This window comes from Sphingobium sp. MK2, assembly GCF_040170545.1.
In the GTDB taxonomy this organism is placed as follows: Bacteria; Pseudomonadota; Alphaproteobacteria; order Sphingomonadales; family Sphingomonadaceae; genus Sphingobium.
This window is the reverse complement of sequence record NZ_JAZDXA010000006.1, coordinates 31,601-58,162: the sequence shown is the minus strand read 5'-3', so window position 1 is coordinate 58,162 and position 26,562 is coordinate 31,601. Positions and strand designations below refer to the sequence as shown.

Below are 26,562 nucleotides of genomic sequence, written 5' to 3'. Positions count from 1 at the left end.
ACTCGGCTTCCCTGCACATTTCATCTCTTGTGCCGCCAAGAAGCTGAACCAGAGGGCCTGGCTTCGCGCCCGTGCACAAAGCCGTTCTCAATCATGGTCGCCATCGGGAACCCAGATGCTATGGGAATCGATCTGCAATTTCAGCAGCGCCCGCGAGGCTTCCGATCGCGCATCGATCTCGGATCGGCGGGCGTCGTTCGCCTGGCGGCGGGCATAGAGCAGGTCGACCAGATCGATCTGGCCCAGTTGATAGCCGCGCTCCGTCCGCCCGGCGGCGTCGGAAGCGCTCTGCGCCGATGCCTGCGCGCTTCGCCACGCTTCCAGCCGGGTGCGCGCATTCGACAGGTCGGCGTCGGCGATAGCCGCGACCGATCGCTGGATATTGGCGAGTTCGAGACGGGCGGCGTTTGCCTCCGCCGACGCCTGGGAGGCGGCTGCCCGGCGGTAGCCGCCTCCCAGCGGGATGGACGCCACCACGCCCGCGCCCCGCTCCATGCCGCTACGCTCACTGAACAGGCGGACACCGAAAGAGGGATCGGCGATCCGATCCGCTCGAACCCGTCGCGCAACGACGGCCAACCGCTGCGCCTCGCGGTCGGCGGCGCGGATCTCGTGACTGCGCTCGATCACCAGCGTCCGCATGGTTTCGAGTTTCTGTGGCGGCAGTTCGGGCAAGGCGAGTTCGGCTGGCTCGGGAGGAAGCGGTATCTCTGGAAAAGTCGCGACCAGGATCACGCGCGCCTGCTCGCCTGCGGAGAGAGATGCAGCGGCCTGGGCCTGCGCCTGCGCCAGTGCGGCGGAAGCCTGGTCGAGATCGAGCGCCGGGGCATCTCGTAGCTGGACGCGGCGACGCAAGGCGGTCAGGGCCGCTTCCAGCGAGCGCACCGTGTCGAGGTCGTTGCGATAATGGCTGCCAGCGGTCAGCCAGTCATGCCAGAGCCCGGTCAGGACCAACGCCGCCTGATGGCGCGCATCCTCCATCTGGTTCTCCGCAACCTCGACGCCCAGCGCGCCTGACTTGCGGTCGAGCGCCGCCTTGCCGGGGAGACGGAAGGGACGGGAGAGGGTTGCATCAAACTCGTCATAGCCGCCTTCGCGGTCAACGCTGCGGCGAATGTAGCTGCCCGCGATAACCGCTTCATGGGTGCCCTTATACAGCATGTCCCCGCGCGCACGGGCGACTTCAACCCTGGCGGCGGCGGCCATGACGGTCGGATGGTTGTCGAGCGCTTCGTTGACCTTCTCGACCGGCGGGAGGTCCGCGCGCTGGGCATGGAGCATGCTAGGCGCCAGCAGCGAGAGCATGGCGAGGACGAGAATGAACGGCCTCATGCGAGCCTGCCCCGCGCCACGACCGGAACGGCGCGCCAGCGAACCGGCAGGTCGCGCCTGGATTCGGCCACGGCCCGAACCAGTTCGGTCATCGCATCGTCCGCTACGATCAGCTCGATCGCACTTCGATCAAGATTGCCCGTCACGCGCTCGGCGGTGCGTGCGTCGCTGAAATCCCGGCCGCGCACCGCGATATCGTGGATGTGGATCGGTGCCTGTGATGCCGCGCGGATCGCCGCCACGACGGTTTCGACATCGCGGGTCGCGCAGTGAAAGGTCAGGAGCAGGTCAGGCATTTTCGGTTTCCCTGGCACTTTCACCAAAGCGCTCGAACAGGATGGGCAGGAGGACCAGCGTCAGCAGCGTCGAGGTGATGAGCCCGCCGATGACGACGATGGCGAGCGGGCGCTGGATTTCCGAGCCCGGGCCGCTGGCGAACAGCAGCGGGACGAGGCCGAAGGCGGTGATGCTCGCCGTCATCAGCACCGGGCGCAACCTGCGCTCCGCGCCAAGCCGGACGGATTCGGTCATACTGCGCCCTTCGGTGCGAAGCTGGCGGAAATAGGCAACCAGCACGAGACCGTTCAGCACCGCTATCCCCAGCAGCGCGATGAACCCGACCGAGGCCGGCACCGAGAGATATTCCCGCGACGCCCAGAGCGAGACGATGCCGCCCACCATCGCGAACGGGATGTTGAGCAGGATGAGGATCGAGGCGCGCAGCGACCGGAGCGTCGCTAGCAGCACGAAGAAGATCAGCAGGAGCGCCACCGGGATGACTAGCATCAGCCGGGTCGACGCGCGTTGCTGGTTCTCGAACTGCCCGCCCCAGACGATGCGGTATCCGATCGGCAGCTTGATTTTTGCCGCCACCGCCGCCCTGGCTTCGTCGACATAACCCACCAGGTCGCGCCCCGAGACGAACGCCTGCACCAGCGCGAAGCGCGAGCCGTTTTCATGGTCGAGCTTCACTGGCCCCTGGGTCCGCTCGACCCGCGCCATGTCGCTGACGCGAGCGAGAATGCCCCCGGGCGTGCGCAATTGCAGGTCGGCGAAGCGCGTTGGGTCCGAGCGCAGGCTTTCATCGCCACGGATCATGATCGGAACGCGCTTCTGACCTTCCGCGACAATGCCCGCGTGAATGCCCTCGACCTGGGCGCGCAGTGCATCCTGCATCCGGTCCACCGGCATGCCGAAACGCCCGGCCGCCGCGCGATCGATGTCGAGCTGGAGATAATCGACACTGTCGTTGGCGACGGTCAGCACTTCCGACGCCCCGCTTATGCTGGAAAGGGTGCGCTGGACCTGACCGGCGAGGTCAGCGAGCGTCGCGAGGTCCGGCCCAAAAATCTTGACCGCGAGATCGCCGCGCGCGCCGGTCAGCATCTCGGACACGCGCATCTCGATCGGCTGGGTGAAGCTGGGCTGGATGCCGGGCATGCCTTCCATAGCCTTGCGCATCTCGCCGACGACGAAGTCCTTGTCGCCGCGCCATTCCGACTGCGGTTTCAAGCGCACGAAGCTGTCGGTCTCATTCGGCCCCATCGGATCGAGGCCGATCTCGTCGGCGCCGACGCGGGCGATCACGTCGCCGACCTCGGGCACCGTCAGCAACGCGCGCTGCGCCGCCATGTCGCCCTTGACCGATTGGTCGAGGCTGATCGACGGGAGCTTGGTGAGCTGCACGATCACCGAGCCCTCGTCCATGGTCGGCATGAAGGTCTTGCCGACCGCACCATAAGCGATACCGGCGATCACCAGCCCCGCCGTCGCCAGACCATAGACCAGTCGCTTGCGGGCGAATGCCGCGTCCAGCAGCGCGCGGTAACGCGGCGAGATCCGGCGCATGATCCAGGGATCGCCGTGGTGGCCGCTCTTCAGGCCGAAGGAGGACAGCACCGGAACCAGCGTCAGAGCCAGCAACAGCGAGCCAGCCAGCGCGAAGACGATGGTCAGCGCGACGGGCGCGAACAGCTTGCCCTCCAATCCCTGGAGCGCGAGCAAGGGCAGGAAGACGAGCGCGATGATGACGATGCCCGCCGACACAGGAACGACCACCTCGTTGGTCGCCTGGAAGACATGATTGAGGCGCGGATGGTCGTCATCATGAGCCCGTCCGAGCCGCTCGACGATATTCTCGACCACCACCACCGCGCCGTCGACCAGCATGCCGATGGCGATGGCGAGGCCGCCCAGGCTCATCAGGTTCGCCGACAACCCCATGCCGCGCATGAACAGGAAGGTGATGAGGGCCGCCATCGGCAGGGTCGCGGCGACGATCGCCGCCGCCCGCCAGTCGCCCAGGAACAGGATGAGCAGCACGACCACGAGGATCGTCGCCTCGAGCAGCGCTTCCTCGACCGTGCCGATGGCGCGGCCGATGAGGTCGGATCGGTCGTAGAAGACATCGACATGGGTTCCGGCGGGCAGCGTCTTCTGAAGCTCCGCAAGCCGGGCGCGCACGCCGTCGACGACCTGGCGGGCATCGGCGCCGCGCAGGGCGATCACCAGCCCCTCGACCGCCTCGGCCTTGCCGTTCTTGCTGACGGCGCCGTAACGGGTGAGGCTGCCGATTCCGATCGTCGCGACATCGCCCAACTGGACGATGCGGCCATCGCGACTGGCGATCACCAGCGACTGGAGATCCTCCACCGTGCGGATCGCGCCGACCGCGCGGACGATCAGCGATTCTTCTCCGCTTGTCAGGCGGCCGGCACCGTCGTTGCGGTTGCCGCTTTCGATCGCAGCGCTGATGTCTGCGGTCGACAGTCCCGTGCCGGCAAGCGCCACCAGATCGGGCCTGACCTCGAACGTCCGCACGAAACCGCCCAAGGCGTTCACGTCAGCCACGCCGGGCACGGTCCTGAGCGCGGGCCGGATCGTCCAGTCGAGCAGTTCGCGCTTCTGCTGGAGCGAGAGCGGCCCTTCGATCGTGAACATGTAAACGTCGGACAGCGGCGTCGAGATCGGGGCGAGGCCGCCGCTGACCGACGCGGGCAGATCGGCCATCACGCCCGACAGGCGCTCGGCAACCTGCTGGCGGGCCCAATAGATGTCGGTGCCGTCGGTGAAGTCGATGGTGATGTCGGCAATGGCATATTTGGCGGTGGAGCGCAGGATCGCCTGGTTGGGAATGCCCAGCATCTCCATCTCGATCGGCGTGATGACGCGGCTCTCCACCTCCTCGGGCGTCATCCCTGGCGCCTTCAGGATCATCTTGACCTGCGTCTGAGCGATATTGGGATAGGCATCGACCGGCAGGTTCACGAAGGCCCATGCACCGAGGCCCGCAACCGTCAGCGCGAGAGCCAGCACGAGCACGCGATAGGATAGAGCCGCGGCGACCAGTGAGCGCAGCATTGGCCGGTTACCGCGACAAGGCGAGCGCTTTGAGCGCGCTCGTGCCGGCGATGACGACCTGCTCGCCGGGCTTCACGCCAGACAGCAGGATGGCCTGGCTTCCATTCGCCCCGCCGCTCTTCACGTCGCGCACCGCAAAGCCGCCCTTGGTGGCGACGAAGACGACAGTCCGGCCGTTCATCGTTGCGACGGCGGCAGCAGGCACGCCGACCGCGCCCGAGGGAGCCGGGCCGGAAATCAGCAGATTGGTCGCCCGCCCCGCCACGATGCCTGGACCGGCGGCGATCTCGGCCTTCACGCTGGCCGAGCGTGTTGCAGGATCGATGGTCGACCCCACCGCCGTGACGCGGCCCTGTATGTTCGGATCGATCCGCACCAACATGCCCGGACGGACCAGCCCAACCAGCCGCTCGGGCAGCTGGCCAAGCACTTCGTAGCGGTTCGCTGCATCGATCACATAAGGCGCGCTCGTGCCGTCCACCGAATTTCCGGTCTGGATCCTGGCCGTGGTGATGCGGCCGGCGATCGGTGCCGTCAGCGTGTAGCTGCCGCTTGCACCATGGCCGTTGACCATGTGCAGGATACGCGCCTTCTCCGAAACATCGGCGCTCGTTTCCACGGCGATCGCACTGGCCTCGTCGGCACGGGCGCCGGCAATGATGCCCTCACGACTGAGTTGCGAGAGACGAGCGGCATTCGATCGAGCGACCCCCAGCCGTGCGTTCGCGCGCGTCAGGTCCGCGCCCATCATCAGCACCTCGCGGCTCGAAATCACCGCAAGTGGCTGTCCGCGCCGCACCGTGTCGCCTTCGACGACCAGGGTGCGCATCACCACGCCCGGAAAGGTTGCGGCCACAGCCACGCGCGCATTGGCGGGCGGCTGGATCAGGGCGGGCACGATCGCGAGCGGCGCTTCGTTCGCCGCAACGGCGGGTGCAAGGCGGATACCGAGTTGCGCCGCCTGCCCGGCCTCGACGCGTAGATGGCCCGGCACCGCGCTCGCAGAGTCCACAGGGGGGCTGGACTGAGCGGCGGGCGACGCCGTGCCGGCACGGGTGGTCAACCACCACAGGCCGGCAAGCGTCAGCGCGATCACGGCGACGCCGGCAAGGATGAAGCTGCGGTTCAACATGGCTTTCGCCTAGCGGACGAAGCTGACGACTCCCTGACGGGAGTGGAACGTCAGGCGCCGGGAAAGCGCAGCGACAACTCGCGCCTGTCCGAATCGGTCGCGAGCATCCCGCCGTGCGCCGCCATGATCCGGTCGACGATCGCGAGGCCCAGCCCCGCGCCGTCCTTGCTCGCATGGTCGGCGCGGCTGTGGCGCCGCACAAGATCGCGCAGGCGATCGGGCGAAAGGCCCGGCCCCTCGTCTCGAACACCGATCGCCGCTCCGGGACCGACGCTGACATGGACAGCCCCGCCGGCGGGCGTCACGCGCACAGCATTCTCGATGAGATTGCGCAGGGCCGCCGCGATCGCCTCGCGCCGTCCACGCACGATCGGCGATTGCTCTCCAGTTTCGAGGGCGATGGTCTTGCCCGTCGCGATGATCCCCGGGGCCATGAAACTGACGGCGTCGGTCGCCACATCCGTCAGCGAAACGGCTTCCGGCACCAGTTGGGCCGCCGTGGCGGCGTCGATCTGGGCGAGCAGCATGAGTTGGTCGATCAGCCGGCGCATGGCCGCGACATCTCCCTTGAGACGGCCTGCCTCGGCGTGATCGAGCCGGTCGAGTTCAAGCGACAGCACGGCGAGCGGCGTGCGCAGTTCGTGCGCGACGTCGGCGGCGAAGGCCTCCTGACGCATTGCCGCATCGTCGAGCCGGGTGAGCAGATCGTTGACCGCATCGGTGAACGGCAACGCCTCGGAGGGCATTCGCGAGGTATCGATCCGGAAGCCGCGCTCATGCCCGCGTGCCGCCTCGATCTCCGCTGCCGCCTCTTCCAGCGGGGTGAAGGCCTGTCTGATGACCCGGAGACCGACGAACGCGACCGGCGCCATCAGGATAACCACCGGCAGGGCGACATGATCCAGCATCTCGTTGAGTGCGCGGGACGTCGCTTCGCCTGCGGCAAGGTCTGCGAACGACAGTCGATAGAAGAAGGCGACGGCCGCAAGCAGCAGGACCGTGCCGACCAGCCCGACCAAGCCCAGGCCACGCACCAGCCGTCGGGAAACGGACCGCCGATAGGTCATGCACCATTGTCCCGCAACATATAGCCCACGCCCCGGATGGTATGGAGGTTTCCACCCGCGCCGGCATCTTCGAGCTTGCGCCGCAGCCGCGATATCGCCGCTTCCACCGCATTGGGCGTGACGGGCTCGTTGAAATTGTAGAGCGCGTCCTCGATGGCTTCCCGGCGAACGACCGCGCCCGCGCGTCGCATCAGCAGTTCCAGCAGGTCGGCCTCGCGGCGGGACAGGTCAATCTCCCTGCCGTCATGGCGCGCCGTCCGCCCAGCGGTGTCGAACAGTAGCGGCCCGACTTGCAGCACGGTCTGGGTGCGCGGGCCGGGGCGGCGAAGCAATGCGCGAAGGCGTGCGGCCAGTTCGTCGATCTCCACGGGCTTGACGACATAATCGTCGGCGCCGGCGTCAAGTCCCGTTACCCGGTCCTCCAGCGCGCCGCGCGCGGTCTGGACGATCGCGGGCGGGACCTGCCGGTATCGCCGCCGCGCCGCCAGCCAGTCGATCCCGTCGCCGTCAGGCAGGCCCAGGTCGAGGACGATGGCGTCATAGGCCGCGCTGTCCATCGCGCTGTCCGCACCCGCCAGGCAACCGGCGACGTCGCACGAAAAGCCCCGGCGCTGGAGGCCGTCCGCGACCAGCTTCGCCAGCCGGTCATTGTCTTCGACTACAAGGACACGCATAAAATGGACCTCTCCAATATAGCCCGTTCCAGGGCTTCTGCCCCTGTTCTTTGCGTATATTGGCACGAGCGACATGGAGGTTGCGGCAGCCCGGGTCAAACCGCGCCGGGAGCTACGCTCAATCCCCGTCAGGATTTTCGCCGTGCCCGGCGGCCGTGTACTCGCCGCCCTGGCCTTCTCCCGCCTCGCCATGCGCCTGCGGGCTGAAGGCGGCGGGATCGAACCGCGTGATGCCGAACACCGCCGCGATGACGACCACGCCGCCAAGCACGACCGCCATGAAACCCGGGACCCGCGCATCCCGCGCTCCCGGGTAGAGTGCGGTGCGCTTGCGACCCGTGACCATCGCTCTGGCGAGGTTGTCGCGAGTGACCAGCGACATCACGAGAACGGCGGCGACATGGATGCCGACCAGCGCCAGCATGCCGTAGGCGAGCGCTTCGTGGATGTCCTCGTCCGCTTTGCCCGCATCGACCTGGATGCCGGTCCACAGGACTGCGCCGACCGCCGCGAACAGGGCAAGCACAGCAAGCGCGCCAAGCGGATTATGCCCGACCGTGCGCTCCGGATGGCCGGCCACGAGGCCACGGATATGCGCCACGATACCCGAAGGCCGGATGAAATTTACGAACCGCGCATGCTCGCCTCCGACAAATCCCCAGATCAGGCGAAACGCAAGGAGCACGGCCGCGACCCAGCCGGCCGCCATGTGCCAGGCGGCGATCGGACTGTCACCTTCCGAGGATAGGAAGGCCGCTGTTATCGCAGCGACGAGCAGCCAGTGAAACAGCCTGAGCGGCGCGTCCCAGACCTTGAATGTATTGCCACCAGCGGGGTTTGCCACGAGCATCGACATCTCCTTTGCCCAATCGCATAGGGCCGCTTACTGACGACAGCCTGACGGCCGCGACAATGATCCCTTAATGGGCGTCCGCTGCACGTGCGCGAAGACACTCGCGGCGGCTGAAGCTATCAGCGATGATGCTGAGCGGCCGTTCTGACGTTCCCCGAGCACGATACGCTTCGTTTGGGCAAGCAATGACGCGTTGCCCGGCGAGCAGCTCTATTCGCCGCACATCGGCAGCGCGCATTGTGGGCGGCACACGCGTGACAGCCCTGCGAAACGGCTATGGCGACAAACGGGAGGAAACAGATGATGATAGGTGTTGCCGGGCCTGATCAGGTTGTCGGCCGAAACGGCGAGCGGCAACTTAAAATCCCGAGACCGCTCGCTCTTGCGTGTCGGAAACGGAACGCTATCTCGTTGGACAGCGTTTCGATTGATCCGGCAGCCGTCGGCGAGCGGATATGTGCGTCTTAGCATTGGCGTGGCGCGCGCACCCAAATTGGCGCCTCGTCGTTGCCGGCAACCGTGACGAGTTTCACGCGCGCCCTGCAGAACCGTTACGACGATGGGACGAGCCCGATCATGTGCTTGCGGGCAGGGATCTGCTATCGGGTGGCACATGGCTCGGCGCCTCGGAGCAGGGACGGTTTGCTGTGGTCACGAACCTGCGAGGCTTCGGGCCGTCGGAGCCAGGCCGACCGTCCCGCGGCCTTCTATTGAAGGATCTGTTGGCGGGGGAGGGGCGATATGCCGAACCAGCCGACGCGGACCTCGTGGATTTCAATCCGTTCAACCTCATCGTGGTCCAGCGCGGCCAGGCCGAATTCTGGTCCAACAGGCCCGGTCCCACGCGGCGCATCCTGCCGCCGCAGGTCTATGGTCTGTCCAACGGCGCGCTGGACGAGCCCTGGCCCAAGACTGTTCGCCTCAAGGCCGTTCTTCGCAACTGGATCGGCGCCGGCGCGCAGCACCCCGAGAGTCTTCTGGACGGACTAATGGAAGAGACCCTTACGGAACCGTCCGATTGGCCGGTCGGCCCATCTGACGTGGTGCAGGAGCCACCTCTTTCGCCGATTTTTATCCGCGATCCGGTTTACGGGACGCGGTGCAGCACCTTCGTCGCGATTGATGGTGTCGGGCGCGGCATCATCTTCGAGCGTCGTTTCGGCGCGAGTGGAGACAGGGAGGGTGAAACGGCCATCCCATTCTCGTGGCCGCGTTGAGGCTCTGAGGTGCGCCGCGGCTGGATGGAGGATCGCATCAGCCCCGGAGGCTTGCGCAGGACATTCGCGGACATGCGCCAACCATCGCCGGTCCAGCGGCCGGCCGCCCCACACGCCGCACCTCGCGGGAGGTGAAGCTTTCGATAGGATTCAGATTACGGGGACCGCCGATATCACTCGAATGTCCCCCGGCTCGCTCCGCCGGGCCGCGACAGCCTTCGCCTTTTCGACTGCCAGCAGTCCGCGAAGAGTCGTCGCTTTGCATGCGTCGGTTTCGCTCGCGAGCAGATTCTCGAACCGCTCGATATTGGTCTGGGTAACAAATTCCTTCATGGCCGCTGTTCCTTCGGAACGCTGCCCGGACCTGTCCGAGTCGTCTGACAGATCATAGCATGGCCCGACCCAATGGGCGCTCACATATGCCGAGAGTTCGCATCTCGGTCTCCATTTCCGCGTACTTTCACATCCACATCGGTGCAAAATCTCAACGGGCGTTGCTTTGTGCGGAGATTCGCTCTCTCGCGTCGGCGTTCGCGCAAGCAGCCGATAGCGTTGCCGCCGCGCCTCCCGCAGACTGTGCCCCGGTCGGCAAACTTCCCAAGCCGGCCTACGTAGCATTCCCAATGCATGTCGGTCCTGCGTTTCGCCACAACGCATGCTTCCCCTTGAATTCGCACCGCAGGAGAAGACCCGATGACCTATCCCCTCGATCAACTGACCGCGACTTCTGAGGCTAATGTCCGCCTCGCGACAAGCATGGCCGAGACGGCCCGCCAGGCCGGCGAGGATTGGATGGATCTTGCGGGGAGGGCGTTCACGCATGTCGGCAAACCGGCTGAGACCAATGGCAAGGCCGGATTTTTGCCTTTTTCGCTGATCGCCCCGGGCAATCTCGGCGAAGGCGTTCTTGCCTCCATGACCGAGAGCCGGGAGCGAACGACCCGGACGCTCGCCAGCGCGTGGGAAGCCTGGCAGCGCTCCTTGGCTGATGCCTGGAATCCCGCGAAGCTGCTCGCCGGCGCGGCCAGGAACGCGGCGTCGGCCAACCCGCAGCCTGCCGCCTGACGGCGTGGCTCCCGCCGGTCGTCAGGCAGCAGATTCACGCTCACATGATGCGATGCGCACCATGTGTCTGCCCAGCTGTCCAGCGGCCGGTATCGTGTCATCGTCCAATGAGCGTCTTCTCGGACAAAGGGGCCACCGCGCGAAGCTGATGGCTCGGCCGATATGCCCGGCAGGATCGCGATGGTGAGCAGGACGCCGGATTTTACACCCCTCATCGATCTGGTTGCCCAGCCGGGCACTGGTCCGGTGCGCGTGCGCCGTCCGCTCTATCTCGATCTCCTGCCGCCCTGCAATCATGCGTGCCCGGCAGGCGAGGACATCCAGGGCTGGCTCGCCCATGCCCGGGCGGGTCGCTACCGTGAGGCCTGGCTGACGCTGGTGCAGGATAATCCCTTGCCGGCCATTCACGGGCGGGTCTGCTATCACCCGTGCGAGGTGAGCTGTAATCGCAAGGACATCGACAGCGCGGTCTCGATCCACGCAGTCGAGCGCTTCCTCGGCGACGAGGCCGCCCGGGAAGGCTGGCGCCTGCCTGTCGAGGCGGCGCCCTCCGGCAAGCGCGTGCTGATCGTCGGGGCCGGGCCGAGCGGTCTTTCCGCGGCCTATCATCTGGCGCGGCTGGGTCACACGGTGGAAATCCGGGATGCGGGTCCTTTGCCCGGCGGGATGATGCATTTCGGCATCCCGGCCTACCGGCTGCCGCGCGAGGATCTGATGCGCGAGGTGCAGCGGATCGAGGCGATGGGCGTCAGCATCGTCCTCGATCACAAGGTCGAGGATCTGCTCGCGGAGAAGGATGCCGGCGGCTTCGACGCCGCGTTCGTCGCGATTGGAGCGCATGCTTCCAGGCATGTCGACATTCCCGCGCGCGACGCCGCGCATGTCCTCGACGCGGTCAGCCTGCTGCGCGGGGTCGGGGCCGGCGAACACCCGAAACTGGGGCGGCGGGTGGCCATCTATGGCGGCGGCAACACGGCGATGGATGCCGCCCGCACTGCCAGGCGCCTGGGCGCCGACGAAGCCCTGATCATCTATCATCGCGACCGGGCGCATATGGCGGCCCACGCTTTCGAGGCCGAGGAGGCGCTCGAGGAGGGCGTGAAGATCCGGTGGCTGACCAGCATCAGGGACATCGCCGGCCCGAGCCTGACGGTCGAGGTCATGGAGCTGGGGGCCGACGGCACGCCACGCGGTACCGGCGAAATCGAAACGCTGACGGCGGACACGCTCGTGCTGGCGCTGGGGCAGCAGGCCGAAAGTGGTTTCCTCGCGAAGATCCCCGGTATCGAGGTAGCGGCGGACGGCACGGTCGTCGTCGCCCCGAACATGATGACCGGCCATCCTGGCATCTTCGCGGGCGGCGACATGGTGCCGAGCGAGCGCACCGTCACCGCCGCCGTCGGGCACGGCAAGAAGGCGGCGCGCGCCATCGATCGCTGGCTGCGCGGCGAGGACGCGCGGCCCGCGCAGCCGCGCCCCGTCGTCGGCTTCGAGATGCTGCATCTGCCGATCTACAGCGACGCCGAGCAACGCGCGCAGGCCACATTGCCGGCCGCGACGCGGTCCGCCGGATTCGAGGAGGTGGTGGCCGGGCTGGGCGAAGCGGACGCCCGCTACGAGGCCCAGCGTTGCCTGTCCTGCGGCAATTGTTTCGAATGCGACCAATGCTATGCGGCCTGCCCCGAGCAGGCGATCGAAAAACTCGGTCCCGGGCTGCGCTACCAATTGCTTTACGATCGCTGCACCGGATGCGGTGTCTGTTACGAGGCCTGCCCCTGCCATGCGATCGAAATGATCCCCGAAGTCGCGGCGAGCTGACGGAAGGTGTGATGCAGCCCGATATGCCCCGCACCGAGATCATGGACGGCAACACCGCGGTTGCCCATGTCGCCTATCGGATCAACGAGGTGTGCGCGATCTACCCGATCACGCCATCCTCGACGATGGCCGAACTGGCCGATGAATGGTCGGCGCGGGGACTGACCAACATCTGGGGCAATGTGCCGGTCGTGCAGGAAATGCAGAGCGAAGGCGGCGCTGCCGGTGCCGTCCATGGTGCGCTGCAGTCCGGTGCGCTCACGACGACTTTCACGGCATCGCAGGGGTTGCTGCTGATGCTGCCCAACATGTTCAAGATCGCCGGCGAGCTGACCTCGACCGTGTTCCATGTCGCCGCCCGGGCGATCGCGACGCAGGCCCTTTCGATCTTCGGCGATCATTCCGATGTCATGGCGGTGCGGACGACCGGCTTTGCCCTGCTGTCGTCCGCCTCGGTGCAGGAGGCCCATGACGCAGCGTTGATCGCGCAGGCGGCGACGCTCGAGGCCCGCATACCGTTCCTGCACTTCTTCGACGGCTTTCGAACCTCGCACGAGCTCAACAAGATCAGCCTGCTCTCGGATATCCAGATCCGCGCGATGATCGACCAGGATCTCGTTCGCGCGCACCGGGCCCGGGCGCTGACACCCGAGCATCCCGTGGTGCGCGGCACGGCGCATAATCCGGACACCTTCTTCCAGGCGCGCGAGACGGTGAACCCCTATTACGCCCGCCTGCCCGCGATCGTGCAGGCGACGATGGATCGCTTCGCCGCGCTGACCGGCCGCGCCTACCATCTGTTCGAATATACCGGGCCGAGCGACGCCGAGCGCGTGATCGTCTTGATGGGCTCCGGCGTGGCGACCGCATGCGAGACGGCGGCGTTCCTCGGAGCGCAGGGCGAGTCCGTCGGCGTGTTGCAGGTGCGGCTCTACCGCCCCTTCGCGACCGAGCAGTTCCTGCAGGCCCTGCCCGAGACCTGCCGCGCGATCGCGGTGATCGAGCAGACCAAGGAACCGGGCGCATCGGGCGAGCCGCTCTACCAGGACGTTGTCGCGACGCTGGCCCAGGCGGTCGCAAGCGGTACGCGCGCGGCCATGCCGCGGGTGATCGGCGGACGCTATGGTCTGGGATCGAAGAACTTCAGTCCGGCGCAGGCGAAGGCCGTGTTCGACGAACTGAAAAGCGCCAATCCCAAGCACGGCTTCACCGTCGGCATCGAGGACGACATCGCGCAGACCAGTCTTGCGGTCGATCCGGATTTCTCGCTCGAGCGCGAGGATGTCGTGCGGGCCCTGTTCTTCGGGCTCGGCGCCGATGGCACGGTCGGCGCCAACAAGGACAGCGTCAAGATCCTCGCCGAGGATGCCAACAGCTATGCTCAGGGCTATTTCGTCTATGACTCGCACAAATCGGGCGCGCAGACGATCTCGCACCTGCGGTTCGGAAAGCATCCGATCGGATCGAGCTATCTGATCGAATCGGCCAACTTCATAGCCTGTCACCAGTCCGGCCTTCTCGACCGCCTCGATGTGCTGCGGCTGGCGGTCGATGGCGGGACATTCCTGCTCAACACGCCGCATGGGCAGGAGGCCGTCTGGCATCATCTGCCGCGCTCGCTCCAGCGCCAGATCGTCGACAAAAAGCTGCGCTTCTTCGTGATCGACGCCTCCCGGGTCGCGCGCGAGGCGGGCCTGGGCGAGCGGATCAACACCGTGCTGCAGACCTGCTTCTTCGCCATTTCCGGCGTGCTGCCGCGCGACCAGGCGATCGGGCGGATCAAGCACGCGATCGAGGCGAGCTACGGGATCAAGGGCGCGGGCGTGGTGCGCGCGAATTTCGCGGCAGTCGACCATGCGCTGGCCAATCTGTTCGAGGTGGCGGTGCCGTCCACCGTGACGAGCCTGTTCGAACGACCGCCAACGGTGCCGTCGCGCGCGCCGGCGTTCGTCCAGGAAGTGACTGCCAGCATGATGCGTGGTCGCGGCGACGATCTCCGCGTCAGCCAACTGCCGGTCGATGGAACCTATCCTTCCGGAACCGCGGCGTACGAGAAGCGGAACATCTCGGAGAGCGTCGCGCTCTGGGATCCGGACGTCTGCATCCAGTGCGGCCAATGTGGTTTTGCTTGCCCGCATAGCGTCATCCGTTCGAAATATTTCACGCAGGATGCCTGCGACGGCGCGCCGGAAGGGTTCAAGCACGCGCCGGTCAACTCCCGCGGGAACCCTGAGGTTCGCTTCGCGCTGGAGGTCTATCTGGAGGACTGCACCGGTTGCGGCATTTGCGTCGAGGTCTGTCCCGCGCACAGTTCGCGCGAACCGGGCAGGAAGGCGATCAACCTTGCGGACAAGGCGCCGATCCTTGAGACGGGGAAGGCCAGCATCGCCTTCTTCGAAACGCTGCCGGTCAACGATCGCGCGCGCGTCGATTTCGCCAATGTGCGCGGCGTGCAGTTCCTCGAGCCGCTGTTCGAATTCCCGGGCGCCTGCGCCGGCTGCGGCGAGACGCCCTATCTCAAACTCCTGTCGCAGCTGTTTGGCGATCGGTTGCAGATCGCCAACGCGACCGGCTGCTCGTCGATCTACGGCGGCAATCTTCCCGTCACGCCCTGGACGAAGGATGCTTCCGGCCGCGGCCCCGCCTGGTCGAACTCCCTCTTCGAGGACAATGCGGAGTTCGGGCTGGGCTTCCGCCTTGCGGCGGACAAGCACCTCGATCTGGCAAGGACGTTGCTGCTCGACCTGGCCGCGAGCCTGGGCGAGGAGGTCGCCCGGGCGATCCTCGACGCGCTGCAGGAGCGCGAGTCGGACCTGCGCGCCCAGCGCGCCCGTGTCGATGCCCTGAAACAAAAGCTTGCCGCGCTGGATGACGAGCGGGCCCGTGATCTTCTTTCGGTCGTCGATCATCTCGTCAGGCGGAGCGTCTGGATCGTCGGCGGTGACGGCTGGGCCTACGACATCGGCTATGGCGGCCTCGACCACGTCCTGGCGAGCGGACGCGACGTCAATATCCTCGTGCTCGACACCGAAGTCTACTCCAACACCGGCGGCCAGGCCTCCAAGGCGACCCCACTCGGCGCCGTCGCCAAATTCGCGTCCGCGGGCAAGCGGGCGGCGCGCAAGGATCTCGCGCTGCAGGCGATCGCCTATGGCGACGTCTATGTCGCCCAGGTTGCGATGGGGGCCAACCCCCAGCATACGCTGCTCGCAATGCGGGAAGCCGAGGCTTATCCGGGTCCGTCGCTGATCATTGCCTATAGCCATTGCATCGCGCACGGCTTCGACCTCCGCCATGGCATGAAGCAGCAGGATCTGGCGACCGCCAGCGGCTACTGGCCGCTGTTCCGTTTCAACCCGGCGATGCGCGCGATCGGTGAAAGGCCGTTCCTGCTCGATTCACCGGGGCCGACGATAGCGTTCAAGGACTATGCCTATAACGAGTTGCGCTATCGCGCGCTCGCCCAGAGCGATCCGGCCGTAGCCGCGGCGCTGCTCGCCCAGGCACAGCAGGTCGCTGACGAAAAATATCGCCAATACGAGGCGCTCGCGAACCGCGGTGGCGATGCCTTCCATCCCGAAACACGCGAGGTCAGGCGACCGGCTGTCGCGCCAGCCAGGCGCGACCATTCGGGCGAGGCGGGATGACGCGGCCCGTCGCCTGCAACCGTTCGTTCCCGCGCACGCGTCTCGCGCGCGCCAAGGGGCAACATCGCTCTGGCGTGGCCGCATGGGGCCGGTCGTGGAACGGTTCGTGCCGGGCAGGCTCGCATCTGGCGCCTTTGACCGGGAGCGGCGCATGGACCTGACCACCCACTATATGGGATTGCGCCTGAACAACCCGCTGATCGCCTCGGCAGCGCCGCAGAACGGGGAAATCAAGACGCTGCGGGCGCTGGAGGACCATGGCGCGGGTGCCGTGGTGCTTCCCTCGATCTTCGAGGAGGAGATCGACGCCGAGCGCCACGCGCTCGAGCGGCAGGGCCAGCTTGCAGCGACCGGTTCGGCCGAGGCCCAGAGCTATTTCCCGCTCTATGGCGGGTACGGCTTTGGACCGGAGCGCTATCTCGACATCGTCCGACGCGCGAAGCATGCCGTCGCAATACCGGTGATCGCCAGCCTGAACTGCGTGTCCGGCGAAGTCTGGGCCGAATACGCCCGCGATCTTGAACAGGCCGGAGCCGATGCGATCGAACTCAATATCTACTTTATCACGGCCGACCCGGCAGCGGACGGTCGCGCGGTCGAGCAGCGCTATATCGACACCCTGAAAGCCGTGAAGGCGGTCGTCGCCATTCCCGTCGCGGTCAAGCTCAGCCCCTATTTCAGCGGCATGGCGGCGATGGCGCACGCCCTCGCCGGCGAGGGCGCGGACGCTCTGGTGCTGTTCAACCGCTTCTACCAGCCCGACATCGATCTTGTTACGCTTGAACTGAAACTGGACCTCGAGCTCAGCACGCCGGCGGAGATGCGGTTGCCGCTGCTGTGGATCGCGGTGCTACACGGGCGGGTAGGGGCCTCGCTTGGCGCAAGCACCGGCGTCGAGGCGCCGGGCGATGTGCTGAAATATCTGCTGGCGGGCGCCGATACTGTGATGACGACCTCGGCGCTGCTGCGGCATGGCATCCCGCACATGAAGACATTGATCGAGGGACTGACCACGCTGCTTGCCGCGCGAGGTGTCGCCTCGCTGGCCGATGTGCGCGGCAGAATGAGCCAGCGGCACCTCAAGGATCCAGCGGCGTTCGAGCGCGCCAACTATATCCACATCCTTCATGGTCACCCGGTCCGCCGCGATGGTTGAAACGCGCACCGGGATGAGCGCGGGACGCCTCATGGCCCAGGCGGCGCGATCACTCCCAACCGGTTTTGCCGGCGTCCCTCCCCATCGTGGCTGAATCGCCTCCCGCCCGCGCCCTGTCACGCGCGATGCCGTCGGGTGTCTGGATGCTGGGTTTCGTCAGCATGTTCATGGATATTTCTTCGGAGATGATCCACGCGCTGCTGCCGGTCTTTCTTGTGACCACGCTTGGTGCGTCCGCGCTGACCCTCGGCCTGATCGAGGGCATCGCGGAAGCCATCGCCAATGTGACCAAGCTGTTTTCAGGCGGGCTGTCGGACTGGCTCGGCCGGCGCAAGCTGCTGACGACGGTGGGTTACGGTCTCGCCGCCCTGACCAAGCCCGTTTTCCCGCTCGCCGCGACGATCGGCTGGGTGGTCGCGGCGCGCTTTATCGACCGGATCGGCAAGGGCGTGCGCGACGCGCCGCGCGACGCCCTCATCGCCGACATTGCGCCGCCTGACCTTCGCGGCGCGAGCTTTGGCCTGCGTCAATCGCTCGATACGGTGGGCGCCGTCGTCGGCCCGCTTGCCGCAATCGCGCTCATGGCGCTCAGCTCCGACAATATCCGCCTGGTATTCTGGATCGCCGTAGTCCCGGCTCTTGCCTCGCTCGGGATCATGATCTTCGGCGTCCGCGAGCCGCCGCAACACCATGCCGAGGGGAAGGAGAGACTCCGGCTGTCGGATGCCGGTCTCATGCCGGTCGCCTTCTGGATGGCGACGGGCATCGCGATCATCTTCACCTTCGCACGGTTTTCCGAGGCCTTTCTCATCCTGCGCGCCCAGCATACGGGCCTGCCGCTTGCCTTTGTCCCGAGCGTGATGGTGGTGATGAACATCGTCTACGCCGGCTCGGCATATCCGGCGGGCGTGCTGTCCGACCGCATCGGCCGGACAGGTCTTCTCGCTATAGGCATCGCCTGCCTGATTGGCGCCGATCTCATTCTCGCCTTCGGCACGACGGTCGCCGGCGTCATGCTGGGCGTGCTATTCTGGGGCCTGCACATGGGGCTGACCCAGGGGCTCTTCGCCAGCCTCGTGGCCGATACGGCGCCTGCGCGATTGCGCGGGACGGGCTTCGGCATCTTCAGCTTCGCTCAGGGGATCGCCATGCTGGTCGCGAGCGTCGTCGCGGGTGGCCTGTGGGACGGATACGGGCCTAAACTAACATTTGTTGCGGGATCCTGTTTCGCTGCGATCGCGCTGATCACACTCCTCCTGTGGCGCTGGCGGATCGGCAAGAACGCGGTGGGGTCCATGTAGCCATCATGGCCGTGCGGGATCCGCGGAAGGCGCGCGCGCTTGGCCGAGTATTCCTTTTGCGACCGCATAGCCTTCGGACCGGCTGGCCTCGATCGCCACATCCGAAAAATCATAGTCGCCCGAGGAATGCTCGTCCGATTGGCCGGTCCGCACGAACCGGGTGATCCTCGTCGGCGCGCCGTCCCCCATGAGCTGGATATAATCGGGCAGATGCTTGACCCGGGCCGCGCTAGCGGGATCGACATAGCTGAGAACATGGTCAATGAGCCTGCGATAGCTGTCGACCGTCTCCCGGTAGTGCAGATCGCTCCGCACCCGCTCGGAATAAACGATCTCGTCGCGCCGGGCCAGAACCTCGATCATGTTGGAGGGAAGCGCCCGCTGTCCCGAATAAAGGTCGACGATGAAGACCCGCTTGCCGTCCGGGCCGCAGCGGTCGACGACGAGATCGAGCGGCGAGTTGCTGATAATGCCGCCATCCCAATAGGCCTTGCCGTCGATCACCGTCCACGGGAAGCCTGGCGGCAAGCTGCCGCTCGCCACGATATGGTCCGGCGTGAGGTCATCGACATAGCTGTCGAAGACCTCGAGTTCTGCGGTCGCCACGTTGACGGCGCTGATCAGCAGGCGCACCGGGCTCGTCTTGAGCGCGGCGAAGTCGACATGTTTCGCGATCAGCTGGCGCATGGGCGTCGTGTCATAATAGCTTGTCCAGGCCACGGGCCATTCCAGCGGGGTGAACGGCGCCAGCCACCTTGCCCTGAAGAAATTCGGCACACCGCACGTCAGGATCTGGGCCGCGGCCACCGTCTGCCGGAAAATAGCGGGCGAGAGCGCCGAGGTCAGCACGGCCAGTTCGTTCCAGAAGGCTTCCAGGGCCTGCGTCGCCTGCCGGGGATTGCTGGCAATGACGGCGCCATTGAACGCGCCGATCGAAACACCTGCGACTATGTCCGGGAAAAGCTGCTCTTCCTCCAAGGCCTTCACGACCCCGCATTCGAACGCGCCCAGCGCGCCGCCGCCCTGCAGGATCAGCGCGGTCTGCGTCGGGATATGTTCGAGCGCGAAGTCGGCCTCCCGCAGGCGCTCCTTCACCGAGCCGAGGTTGACCCGATAACGGATGAGCCCTTCGGCAACACGTGTCTCGTCGGCGGGTCGTCCGGTCGAGAACAGCGCGCGCGGCACATCGCCCTTGAGATAGAACATCGCGAATGAGCCGTCGTCCAGCGAGCCCCGGGTAATCCATTCGTCGGCTTCCTCGGTCGCACCCAGCACGTTGAAGCCGATGTCGCCGACCTCGCAGAAGAAATAGGAGACTTCGTCATATCTCAGGCGTCGGCCCAGCATGTTTCGCGCGGCGAGGCGCGCCTGCTTTATGGCATTGTCCCAATGCTCGATATGGCGCCGGCGCGCGAAGACCGGATCGTAGAAGCTCGTGACGTCTCCTGCCGCGAAAACATTGGGCACGCTCGCGCGCAGCAGCGCGTCGATGGCGACATAGCCGTCTTCCAGCGCGATCCCGCTGCCTTCCAAAAAGCCGCTGGTGGGCGAAACGCCGATACTGACCACGACCAGATCACACGCTATCCGTCGACCGGCGCTCGTTTCGATTTCCTCGACCGTCGTACTCCCGTGGAACGCGATCGCGGTGTCGTTCAGCAGCACCGTAGCGCCCTGGCTCTGCACACGGCGTTCGAAATGGGCCGAAAGGTCCGACGCCTCGAGATGGGGAAGGAGCACGCTTCCGCGCTCGAGGACGGTGACGTCGAGCCCGCGCGCCACCAGCGACATGGCAATCTCCATACCGAGAAAGCTGGCGCCGATGACGACCGCGCGCTTTGCCGTCCCGGCGGCTTCGCGGATGACATCGGTGTCGGCCTTGGTCCGTAGCGTGTGAACGCCCGCGAGCGCCTCTCCCGGAACCCCGAGAGACTTCGGCGTCGCTCCCGTGGCGATCAGAAGCTTGCCGTAGGCGATTCTTTCACCTGCCGCGGTCCGCACGATCTGGCTGACGGTGTCCACGCCGACCACCGGGCTGTTGAGCCGCAGTTCGATGTCACGCTCGTCGTAGAAACCTTTCGGATGGACGAAGATCCGTTCCTCGTCTTCACGTTCGGGCAGCAACTGCTTGGATAAAGGCGGGCGATGATAGGGCGGTAATTCGTCCGCCGATAGTATGAGAACAGAGCCGCTCGCACCCTCGGCGCGCAACGTCTCGGCCGCGATCGCGCTCGCGACGCCACCGCCGACGATGAGAAAGTCAATGTGTCGGGATGCGCTGCTGGCGGTGTTGTCGGCCATCGCGGTCTCTGTCTTCACAGCTGCTCCCAGTTTCGAGTCGGTTCATGTGCGGACATTGCCGGCCGGTTCTTTGCGGCGGCCCAGGAGCATAAGAAGGAGATCGAAGGTCTGCGGGCAATGCGCAAAAGTCCTTAGATTTCCGGCGAGGGGCGGTTGGAAGCGTTGGGGGAACGGATGGTCATGCGTGAATCATTGTCATCTGCGGCAACGACCAAGGGCCGAGCCGCCGTCGCGGTTTCGTAAACTTACGTATGCCCGCACCATCATGCCCGGGCTAACTTCTTGTTCGAAATCGCGGATCACCTGCCCTGTGCCGGTGCCCACCTTCAACAATAGCTGGGATGCAGTGTCCTGGTGGATGATGTCAGGATGGAAATATGGCTTGGGTCGCCAGGTTGCTGCTGATCATACCCGCGCTGATCGCGGGCTGGTTCGTGTCGAAAGAAGATCCCCGCTTCTGGGTCGTGGCCATGGCTATAGCCCTCGTGTTCCTGGCGTTGACCTGCCTCGTCGCCTTTTATGTGCCGCCAGTGCGCCTGTGGCCGCGCCGTCGTGGACGGTGAGGTCGTCAATCGGCCGTCGATAACCAATGTCGTCGACACAAAGAATGATGTCGCAAGCAACTCCGAAGGTAGAGCGAAATCCATGACCCCGGGAGAATTCGACTGTGCGACACGGGCATCACTACCAGCACTCACCCGTTATGCGCGACGGCTCACCAATGGCGCCGACGGAGCCGAGGATCTGGTGCAGGAGGCATTGTCGCGAGCATGGAAAGCGCGCGAGCGCTTCGAAACCGGAAGCAACTTCAAGGCATGGACCTTCACGATCCTGCGCAACCTCTTCCTCTCACATGTGCGGCGCGAGCGCAGGAAGGTCGATTGGAACGATCTCGCGATGCATAGCTTGCCGGTTTCGCCACCGGATCAGGAGATTGGCCTTCTGCGCGAGGAGTTCGGCCAGGCTCTGGCAGCGCTCTCCGAATCCAACCGGCAGGCGCTACTTGCCGTGGTCGAGGACCAACTCGCCTATGAGGACGCTGCCGAACAATGCGGCGTATCACTGGCAGTTCTGAAAAGCCGGGTTCACAGGGCACGGATTGCCATGCTCGCCTATCTTGGCGGGACGCATCGATCCCAACTCCAGAAATCTTCACCCCCCTATATTCATCGCGGCTTTGTCAGCCCTCCCGATGCGAGGCGATTGCCGAACAAGATATCGTTCTGCCGGGCGGCTTGAGCATGGAGGCGCTTGGTCACCAAGTCGCCTTCCGGTGGATGTCAACGTACGCGGCGACCATAGCCTCATCATAGTTGCGATAGTTGCGCTGAATGGCATCCGCACGTTGCTTCTCTGCAGCGAGCATCGCCGCACCCTGTCGGTTGAGAATGCGCACCTGACGGCGTTCGATCTCCTCCTTCTCGTCGGTCACGCCATCGACCGAAACGCTCGAGTCGATCTCCACTGTCTGGATGGCTGCGTTCGCTCCGGCAGGTTCCTTCGGAAAAGCCATCCCGGGCGTCTGGGCGATGAGGTGAGCGCCGCTGGTCCCTGCGACCAGCATGGCCCGCGAAGAGTCGAGCGGGTTTCTTCTCAGGTATCGCCAGCTGACCTTGTCTGACCTATATCAGCCTGGTCCGTAAGGGCGACGGGCCAAGGACATAAGACCGTCGAAGCGGCTGGGAGCAGCGACTCACTCGTTGCCCCATTGAGCCAAGCCCGCCGCCAGTCCTCGCAGGCCGTCCTGCTCCGCTCCATCGTCTCCAGCCGCCATTCCTCCACATCGGCGACGATATCATCCCATTGACCGCCGCGAACATCTGTCTGACTTTCGGCATTGGGCTGGAAAAGTCGCTGCATCACCGCATCCGATTCCGTGGAACATTCGATGCTGATCTTTTCGCTGATCTGGACGAAGCGTTCCCAGGCAGCACGCGCGATATCCGTCAGGACAAGGCCAAGCTGGAAGTTCAGCTGGCCAACACGGACGAACTCATCGACTGGCGAGGCCATCTTCATCTCCCGCTTGATATCAAAATCGATACGATATCGCCCGGTCGTGGGCGGCAGGCGAAACCCCGGATCCTGCATCGCGCCTGGCGCATTTCCACCGTTGCGCCACCGACCATCCGAGCATCTGCACAAATTGTACGATCCGGATCTTCATCATCGCTTCTGATTGATCTTTGACTAGCAAGCTTTGCACGTCCAGGTCTCTACGTGCTTTTCCGCAGGGCTCGATCTTTTCAGGGTGGTTCGGACCCGATTCGGCACGCCACCATTCGACATCCGGCCAGTTTCGCGAGACGCTCCCAGCGGGATCGCCGAACGTTCTCACAATGTCGGATGGGCAGAGGATGCCGCCGGCTCTTTCTTGCACCCACCCAAGCGGGCGCAGAATCGTCTTTGTGCATCGACAATGATCTCGGGAGTGACATCGCTCACCGCCTTCTCAAGTGCCGGAACCATGAGCGTGCGGCCCTTTTCGAGCCAGGCGCGACCGGCACTGCTCTCATAGAAGGCGTTAATTCCCATCAACTCTTCCACTGTGAAGGCCGCCGCGCAACTCTCGCGAAGCCTTGAAAGGACGGGGGCCTTCGCGGCCACCATCGCCTCTCCCAATGAGTCGCGATAGGCGGAGATTGTATCTGTGTCGTCGGGGAAGGCGGCGGACAGCGTCCGGAAGGAGTCTTCGACCGCTTCGCGGATGTTGGCGTCCATGACCTGATCGAAGCCGGAGAGCGCAATCGAGCGGGTGCACAATGCCCGACGCTGCGAAATGTCGTTCTCCGCAGCAGCGGCCTGGGCCGGAGAAATCGCCGGAGAGAGGGAAGCAGCGAGTATCAGCGCGGAGCCAAGCCAGAGGCGGCTATAGGCGGAACATCCGGCACGAGCGCGAGTGTTGTGGGTCACGATGATGGCCTCTAACTTGCCATTCTGGACGGCGTCAGGGTTGCGAGATAGTCGATGCGGCTTGTCCACGGTCACGACTTCATGCTTCCCGTGGACAGGGCGTTTTACCGGCAGCGGACGTCGTTTTGCTCGATCGATCGGCCGGCAAGCGCGCCCAGCGCGCCGCCGATCAGCGTACCGGCGGTACGATGGCGACCGCCGTCGATGATGTTGCCGAGAATCCCGCCGCTCGCGGCTCCGATGATGAGACCGGTCGTCCCGTCACTCCGCTTGCAGTAATAGCGTCCATCGGATCCGCGATAAACCTCGTCGCGGTCGGACAGGCGACGCTCACCATAACGGGGATCGTCCCTGTAGTAACGGGCCGCGTCATACTCCGTCGTGTAGGGATCGCTGCCGCGCCGACCGGTCGTGTCAGGATGATCGGCGCGCACGGCGGCTTCATAACGATCGCGCTCCGCCTCGTAGCGGGCGATCTCCGCGCGATAGCGTTCCTGGGCGTCCGTCCATCGCCGCTGATCGACAGCGCTCTGTGCGAGCGCAGATCCGCAAACCAGGGGGAGGGCGGCGAGTGCAAGCGCGGAGAGTGCGATTTTCCATCCGCGCGCCCTTGAAGCGCTTCCCGGACAATTGATTATTGCCGCGTCGGATCGGGTGGGGCTCTCGTTCATGAGAGGAACCGGGGACATGACATTCTCCTCGTTCGGGCGGGATCTTCACCGAACGATTACAGGGCGCCATGCCGCCCCAGTATACGCAACATTACCGAACGATCAGGACTTGGCAGGTTTGACCAAAGCGGAAGGCAGCCAGTCGGGGTGCCGCGCCACAGAACGCATCGTCGCGTGGATATCAATGTCAAATGGCTGGAATCCTCTATAGATCTTTCGGTCCGGATACCATCGTCTCCCCCGGCCACCTCCTGCCTTAGTGCAGTCCCCACCCGAGCGCGCGGCCGCCACCTCCAGCCTCTCTCGTTAGCGTATCATCGATGCAGTGACGACTTGTCGGCAGGGCTACTGCGCCACGGGAACGGTCCTCGTTCAATCATTTCCCGCTGTCGCCGGCTATTCCAGACGGCGCCGGTCACCGTTCCAACGGCGAAGCCGAACTATCGTCGTTCCGCAGATAATCTGCGAGCCAATCGAGCAGCGGACGCTGGCTTATGAGCATGCTGGGCGAGGCGCTGGAGAGAGCGAACCAGCGCGCTTCATCGATCTCCGGGAACGACTGCATCTTGCCGGATCGCGGCGGCCATTCCATTTCGAATAGATTGCTCTCCACGGCGTGGATATCGACCTGCTGCTCAAGAGCGAATGCCTCGACAAGCTTGCCTCCCGCCTGCCTCAGCTGTCCAAGCCGATGGAACTCGCCGGTAAGGCGGATGCCGAGCTCCTCCTCGACCTCGCGCCGGGCCGCAGCGGATGCGTCCTCGCCCGGCTCGATCAGGCCCTTGGGAATCTGCCATGATCCAGCGTCCTTGTTACGCCAGAAAGGCCCACCTGGATGGACAAGCAGGACATCAACCTCCGCACCGCGGCGCCTGTACAGCAGAACTCCCGCGCTCATCGGCGCCATGACGCTGCCTGTCGGACGACCGCGCTCATGCGCCGAGCAGATGCGCCGCGACGGTGCGGCGATGCGGCCGTCGCCGGTGCTCGAACAGATAGATGCCCTGCCATGTGCCGAGCGCCAGGCGCCCATCGATCAGCGGGATGGAAAGCTGCACTTGCGTCAACGCAGTCCGCAGGTGCGCCGGCATGTCGTCCAGACCTTCATCGTCATGCGCATATACTGACGGGTCTTCCGGTGCGATCCGCGCGAAATAGGCCTCGAGATCGGCGCGTACCTCGGGCGCCGCATTTTCCTGGATCAGTAGCGATGCCGAGGTGTGGCGGCAGAACAGGGTGAGCAGCCCCTGCCGAAATCCCGCTTCAGCGACCCAGTCGGTTACGTGCCGTGTGATCTCGACGAGCCCCTGCCGCCGCGTCGAGAATTCGAGAATGGTCGCGACCTGCTTCACGGGCCAACGTTGGCGCCGCAGCCGTGCGTGCGCACCTCTTAATGCGGCTGGAGGGAAAATTCGACAGACCGGCGGGTGCTTGCTCGTCTTCCCCAGCCACGCACGGGACGATCCACCCTGCGCGTCGGCTAGGTGGGCGGCGACCGATAGGTTCAGCAACAGGTGGTCGATCCGAGCCCGCCGCGTTCGCGCATTGGTGTTCCCAAAACAGTCCGTAAGCTGTGAGACGTCTCGCCAGGGTGGATCATGCGCGAGCATTGATCCGGGCTTGCTCCAGCAGGTCAAAGTGGCCGCACCTGTCGCAGGCACAAACACGGCATGGTCCTGGGTTCCGGCTTGCAGACATATCGGCGGGTTGGCGTGGCGTTGAAGTCGCCAGCGGGAATGACCCGGAAGCCGGGCTGGGCATGCCCCGATGGAGCAAGCTCGGCCTGATATAGTGGATGCTGAGGCAGGATCGCGGGGAAGCCCGCGCCGAAGCCTGTGGATCGATAGGTCTGGCATGAACCGATCGGTCGCGGATCGAATTGGATCGAAGAACAGGTGCTGTTGGTCCAGCTCGATAAGGCGACTGGCGCGCGCCCCCGTTGATGCATTGCTCCGAAGAATCGACCGAAGGCGCAGCTTCGTTCGCAGTATGATCTCCAAGCGGCCAGATGGCGGCAGCTGACCTCCAAAGCGTAAGGAGGGACGGAAAGGTCGT

General features: G+C 65.2%; 23 protein-coding genes. 8 read left to right on the top strand and 15 right to left on the bottom strand.

Annotation, left to right across the window (positions count from 1 at the left end):
• Positions 1–87 precede the first annotated feature (87 nt).
• The 7 genes from V2I08_RS03660 to V2I08_RS03630 all read right to left on the bottom strand — a co-directional run bounded on the left by V2I08_RS03660 (position 88) and on the right by V2I08_RS03630 (position 8,421).
• The gene (locus V2I08_RS03660) at positions 88–1,332 is read right to left on the bottom strand and encodes a TolC family protein (protein ID WP_043151077.1); all 1,245 of its coding nucleotides are present in this window, start codon (positions 1,330–1,332) and stop codon (positions 88–90) included.
• Positions 1,329–1,628, bottom strand: coding sequence for a DUF3240 family protein (locus V2I08_RS03655; protein WP_043151076.1), 300 nt, complete (start codon positions 1,626–1,628; stop codon positions 1,329–1,331). The genes V2I08_RS03660 and V2I08_RS03655 overlap by 4 nt, the downstream gene beginning before the upstream one ends.
• On the bottom strand, positions 1,621–4,692 hold the full coding sequence (locus tag V2I08_RS03650; RefSeq protein WP_349633930.1) for a CusA/CzcA family heavy metal efflux RND transporter: 3,072 nt from the start codon (positions 4,690–4,692) through the stop codon (positions 1,621–1,623). Before V2I08_RS03650 ends, V2I08_RS03655 begins: the two co-directional genes overlap by 8 nt.
• Before the next feature lie 7 nt (positions 4,693–4,699).
• Positions 4,700–5,824, bottom strand: coding sequence for an efflux RND transporter periplasmic adaptor subunit (locus V2I08_RS03645; protein WP_043151074.1), 1,125 nt, complete (start codon positions 5,822–5,824; stop codon positions 4,700–4,702).
• 50 nt (positions 5,825–5,874) lie between these two features.
• Positions 5,875–6,891 carry a HAMP domain-containing sensor histidine kinase gene (locus V2I08_RS03640; RefSeq protein WP_043151072.1) on the bottom strand — a complete coding sequence of 339 codons (1,017 nt, stop codon included), beginning with the start codon at positions 6,889–6,891 and terminating at the stop codon, positions 5,875–5,877.
• Positions 6,888–7,565: a response regulator transcription factor gene (locus V2I08_RS03635; protein ID WP_043151071.1), complete on the bottom strand. Its 678-nt coding sequence runs from the start codon at positions 7,563–7,565 to the stop codon at positions 6,888–6,890. The genes V2I08_RS03640 and V2I08_RS03635 overlap by 4 nt, the downstream gene beginning before the upstream one ends.
• Before the next feature lie 118 nt (positions 7,566–7,683).
• Complete coding sequence (locus V2I08_RS03630; RefSeq protein WP_349633929.1) at positions 7,684–8,421, bottom strand: cytochrome b/b6 domain-containing protein; 738 nt, start codon at positions 8,419–8,421, stop codon at positions 7,684–7,686.
• Positions 8,422–8,873: 452 nt separating this feature from the next.
• Between V2I08_RS03630 and V2I08_RS03625 the strand changes: the two genes are divergently transcribed.
• The gene (locus V2I08_RS03625) at positions 8,874–9,635 is read left to right on the top strand and encodes an NRDE family protein (RefSeq protein ID WP_043151070.1); all 762 of its coding nucleotides are present in this window, start codon (positions 8,874–8,876) and stop codon (positions 9,633–9,635) included.
• A 150-nt stretch (positions 9,636–9,785) separates the two neighbouring features.
• On the opposite strand, the gene V2I08_RS03620 is transcribed toward V2I08_RS03625, so the two are convergent.
• Positions 9,786–9,968, bottom strand: a complete 183-nt coding sequence (locus tag V2I08_RS03620) for a hypothetical protein (protein WP_043151069.1) — start codon at positions 9,966–9,968, stop codon at positions 9,786–9,788.
• A gap of 360 nt (positions 9,969–10,328) precedes the next feature.
• Here V2I08_RS03620 and V2I08_RS03615 point away from each other — a divergent pair, with 360 nt between their 5' ends.
• From V2I08_RS03615 to V2I08_RS03595, 5 genes are all read left to right on the top strand, one after another.
• A complete protein-coding gene (locus tag V2I08_RS03615; RefSeq protein ID WP_043151066.1) occupies positions 10,329–10,700 on the top strand; it encodes a hypothetical protein in 372 nt (123 codons plus the stop codon).
• Positions 10,701–10,862: 162 nt separating this feature from the next.
• On the top strand, positions 10,863–12,518 hold the full coding sequence (locus V2I08_RS03610) for an NAD(P)-binding protein (RefSeq protein WP_043151065.1): 1,656 nt from the start codon (positions 10,863–10,865) through the stop codon (positions 12,516–12,518).
• A gap of 11 nt (positions 12,519–12,529) precedes the next feature.
• Positions 12,530–16,165 carry a pyruvate:ferredoxin (flavodoxin) oxidoreductase gene (nifJ, locus tag V2I08_RS03605; RefSeq protein ID WP_349633928.1) on the top strand — a complete coding sequence of 1,212 codons (3,636 nt, stop codon included), beginning with the start codon at positions 12,530–12,532 and terminating at the stop codon, positions 16,163–16,165.
• 151 nt (positions 16,166–16,316) lie between these two features.
• On the top strand, positions 16,317–17,321 hold the full coding sequence (locus V2I08_RS03600; RefSeq protein WP_349633927.1) for a dihydroorotate dehydrogenase-like protein: 1,005 nt from the start codon (positions 16,317–16,319) through the stop codon (positions 17,319–17,321).
• 86 nt (positions 17,322–17,407) lie between these two features.
• Complete coding sequence (locus tag V2I08_RS03595; RefSeq protein WP_349633926.1) at positions 17,408–18,622, top strand: MFS transporter; 1,215 nt, start codon at positions 17,408–17,410, stop codon at positions 18,620–18,622.
• Positions 18,623–18,625: 3 nt separating this feature from the next.
• On the opposite strand, the gene V2I08_RS03590 is transcribed toward V2I08_RS03595, so the two are convergent.
• Positions 18,626–20,923, bottom strand: a complete 2,298-nt coding sequence (locus V2I08_RS03590; protein ID WP_349633925.1) for an FAD-dependent oxidoreductase — start codon at positions 20,921–20,923, stop codon at positions 18,626–18,628.
• 377 nt (positions 20,924–21,300) lie between these two features.
• Here V2I08_RS03590 and V2I08_RS03585 point away from each other — a divergent pair, with 377 nt between their 5' ends.
• Both V2I08_RS03585 and V2I08_RS03580 read left to right on the top strand, forming a co-directional pair.
• Positions 21,301–21,486, top strand: coding sequence for a hypothetical protein (locus V2I08_RS03585; RefSeq protein ID WP_048576642.1), 186 nt, complete (start codon positions 21,301–21,303; stop codon positions 21,484–21,486).
• Positions 21,476–22,162 carry a sigma-70 family RNA polymerase sigma factor gene (locus tag V2I08_RS03580; protein ID WP_051519942.1) on the top strand — a complete coding sequence of 229 codons (687 nt, stop codon included), beginning with the start codon at positions 21,476–21,478 and terminating at the stop codon, positions 22,160–22,162. The genes V2I08_RS03585 and V2I08_RS03580 overlap by 11 nt, the downstream gene beginning before the upstream one ends.
• A 16-nt stretch (positions 22,163–22,178) precedes the next feature.
• On the opposite strand, the gene V2I08_RS03575 is transcribed toward V2I08_RS03580, so the two are convergent.
• The 6 genes from V2I08_RS03575 to V2I08_RS03550 all read right to left on the bottom strand — a co-directional run bounded on the left by V2I08_RS03575 (position 22,179) and on the right by V2I08_RS03550 (position 25,859).
• Positions 22,179–22,487 (bottom strand): hypothetical protein, encoded by a 309-nt coding sequence (locus V2I08_RS03575; RefSeq protein WP_043151064.1) that lies wholly within the window; start codon positions 22,485–22,487, stop codon positions 22,179–22,181.
• Positions 22,488–22,516: 29 nt separating this feature from the next.
• The gene (locus tag V2I08_RS03570) at positions 22,517–23,014 is read right to left on the bottom strand and encodes a hypothetical protein (protein ID WP_043151062.1); all 498 of its coding nucleotides are present in this window, start codon (positions 23,012–23,014) and stop codon (positions 22,517–22,519) included.
• 243 nt (positions 23,015–23,257) lie between these two features.
• Positions 23,258–23,911 carry a DUF2059 domain-containing protein gene (locus V2I08_RS03565; RefSeq protein ID WP_043151060.1) on the bottom strand — a complete coding sequence of 218 codons (654 nt, stop codon included), beginning with the start codon at positions 23,909–23,911 and terminating at the stop codon, positions 23,258–23,260.
• 29 nt (positions 23,912–23,940) lie between these two features.
• Positions 23,941–24,525 carry a glycine zipper 2TM domain-containing protein gene (locus V2I08_RS03560; protein ID WP_327195443.1) on the bottom strand — a complete coding sequence of 195 codons (585 nt, stop codon included), beginning with the start codon at positions 24,523–24,525 and terminating at the stop codon, positions 23,941–23,943.
• A 397-nt stretch (positions 24,526–24,922) separates the two neighbouring features.
• Complete coding sequence (locus V2I08_RS03555; protein ID WP_043151058.1) at positions 24,923–25,414, bottom strand: NUDIX domain-containing protein; 492 nt, start codon at positions 25,412–25,414, stop codon at positions 24,923–24,925.
• 25 nt (positions 25,415–25,439) lie between these two features.
• Positions 25,440–25,859 carry a secondary thiamine-phosphate synthase enzyme YjbQ gene (locus V2I08_RS03550; RefSeq protein WP_043151056.1) on the bottom strand — a complete coding sequence of 140 codons (420 nt, stop codon included), beginning with the start codon at positions 25,857–25,859 and terminating at the stop codon, positions 25,440–25,442.
• Positions 25,860–26,562: the final 703 nt, after the last annotated feature.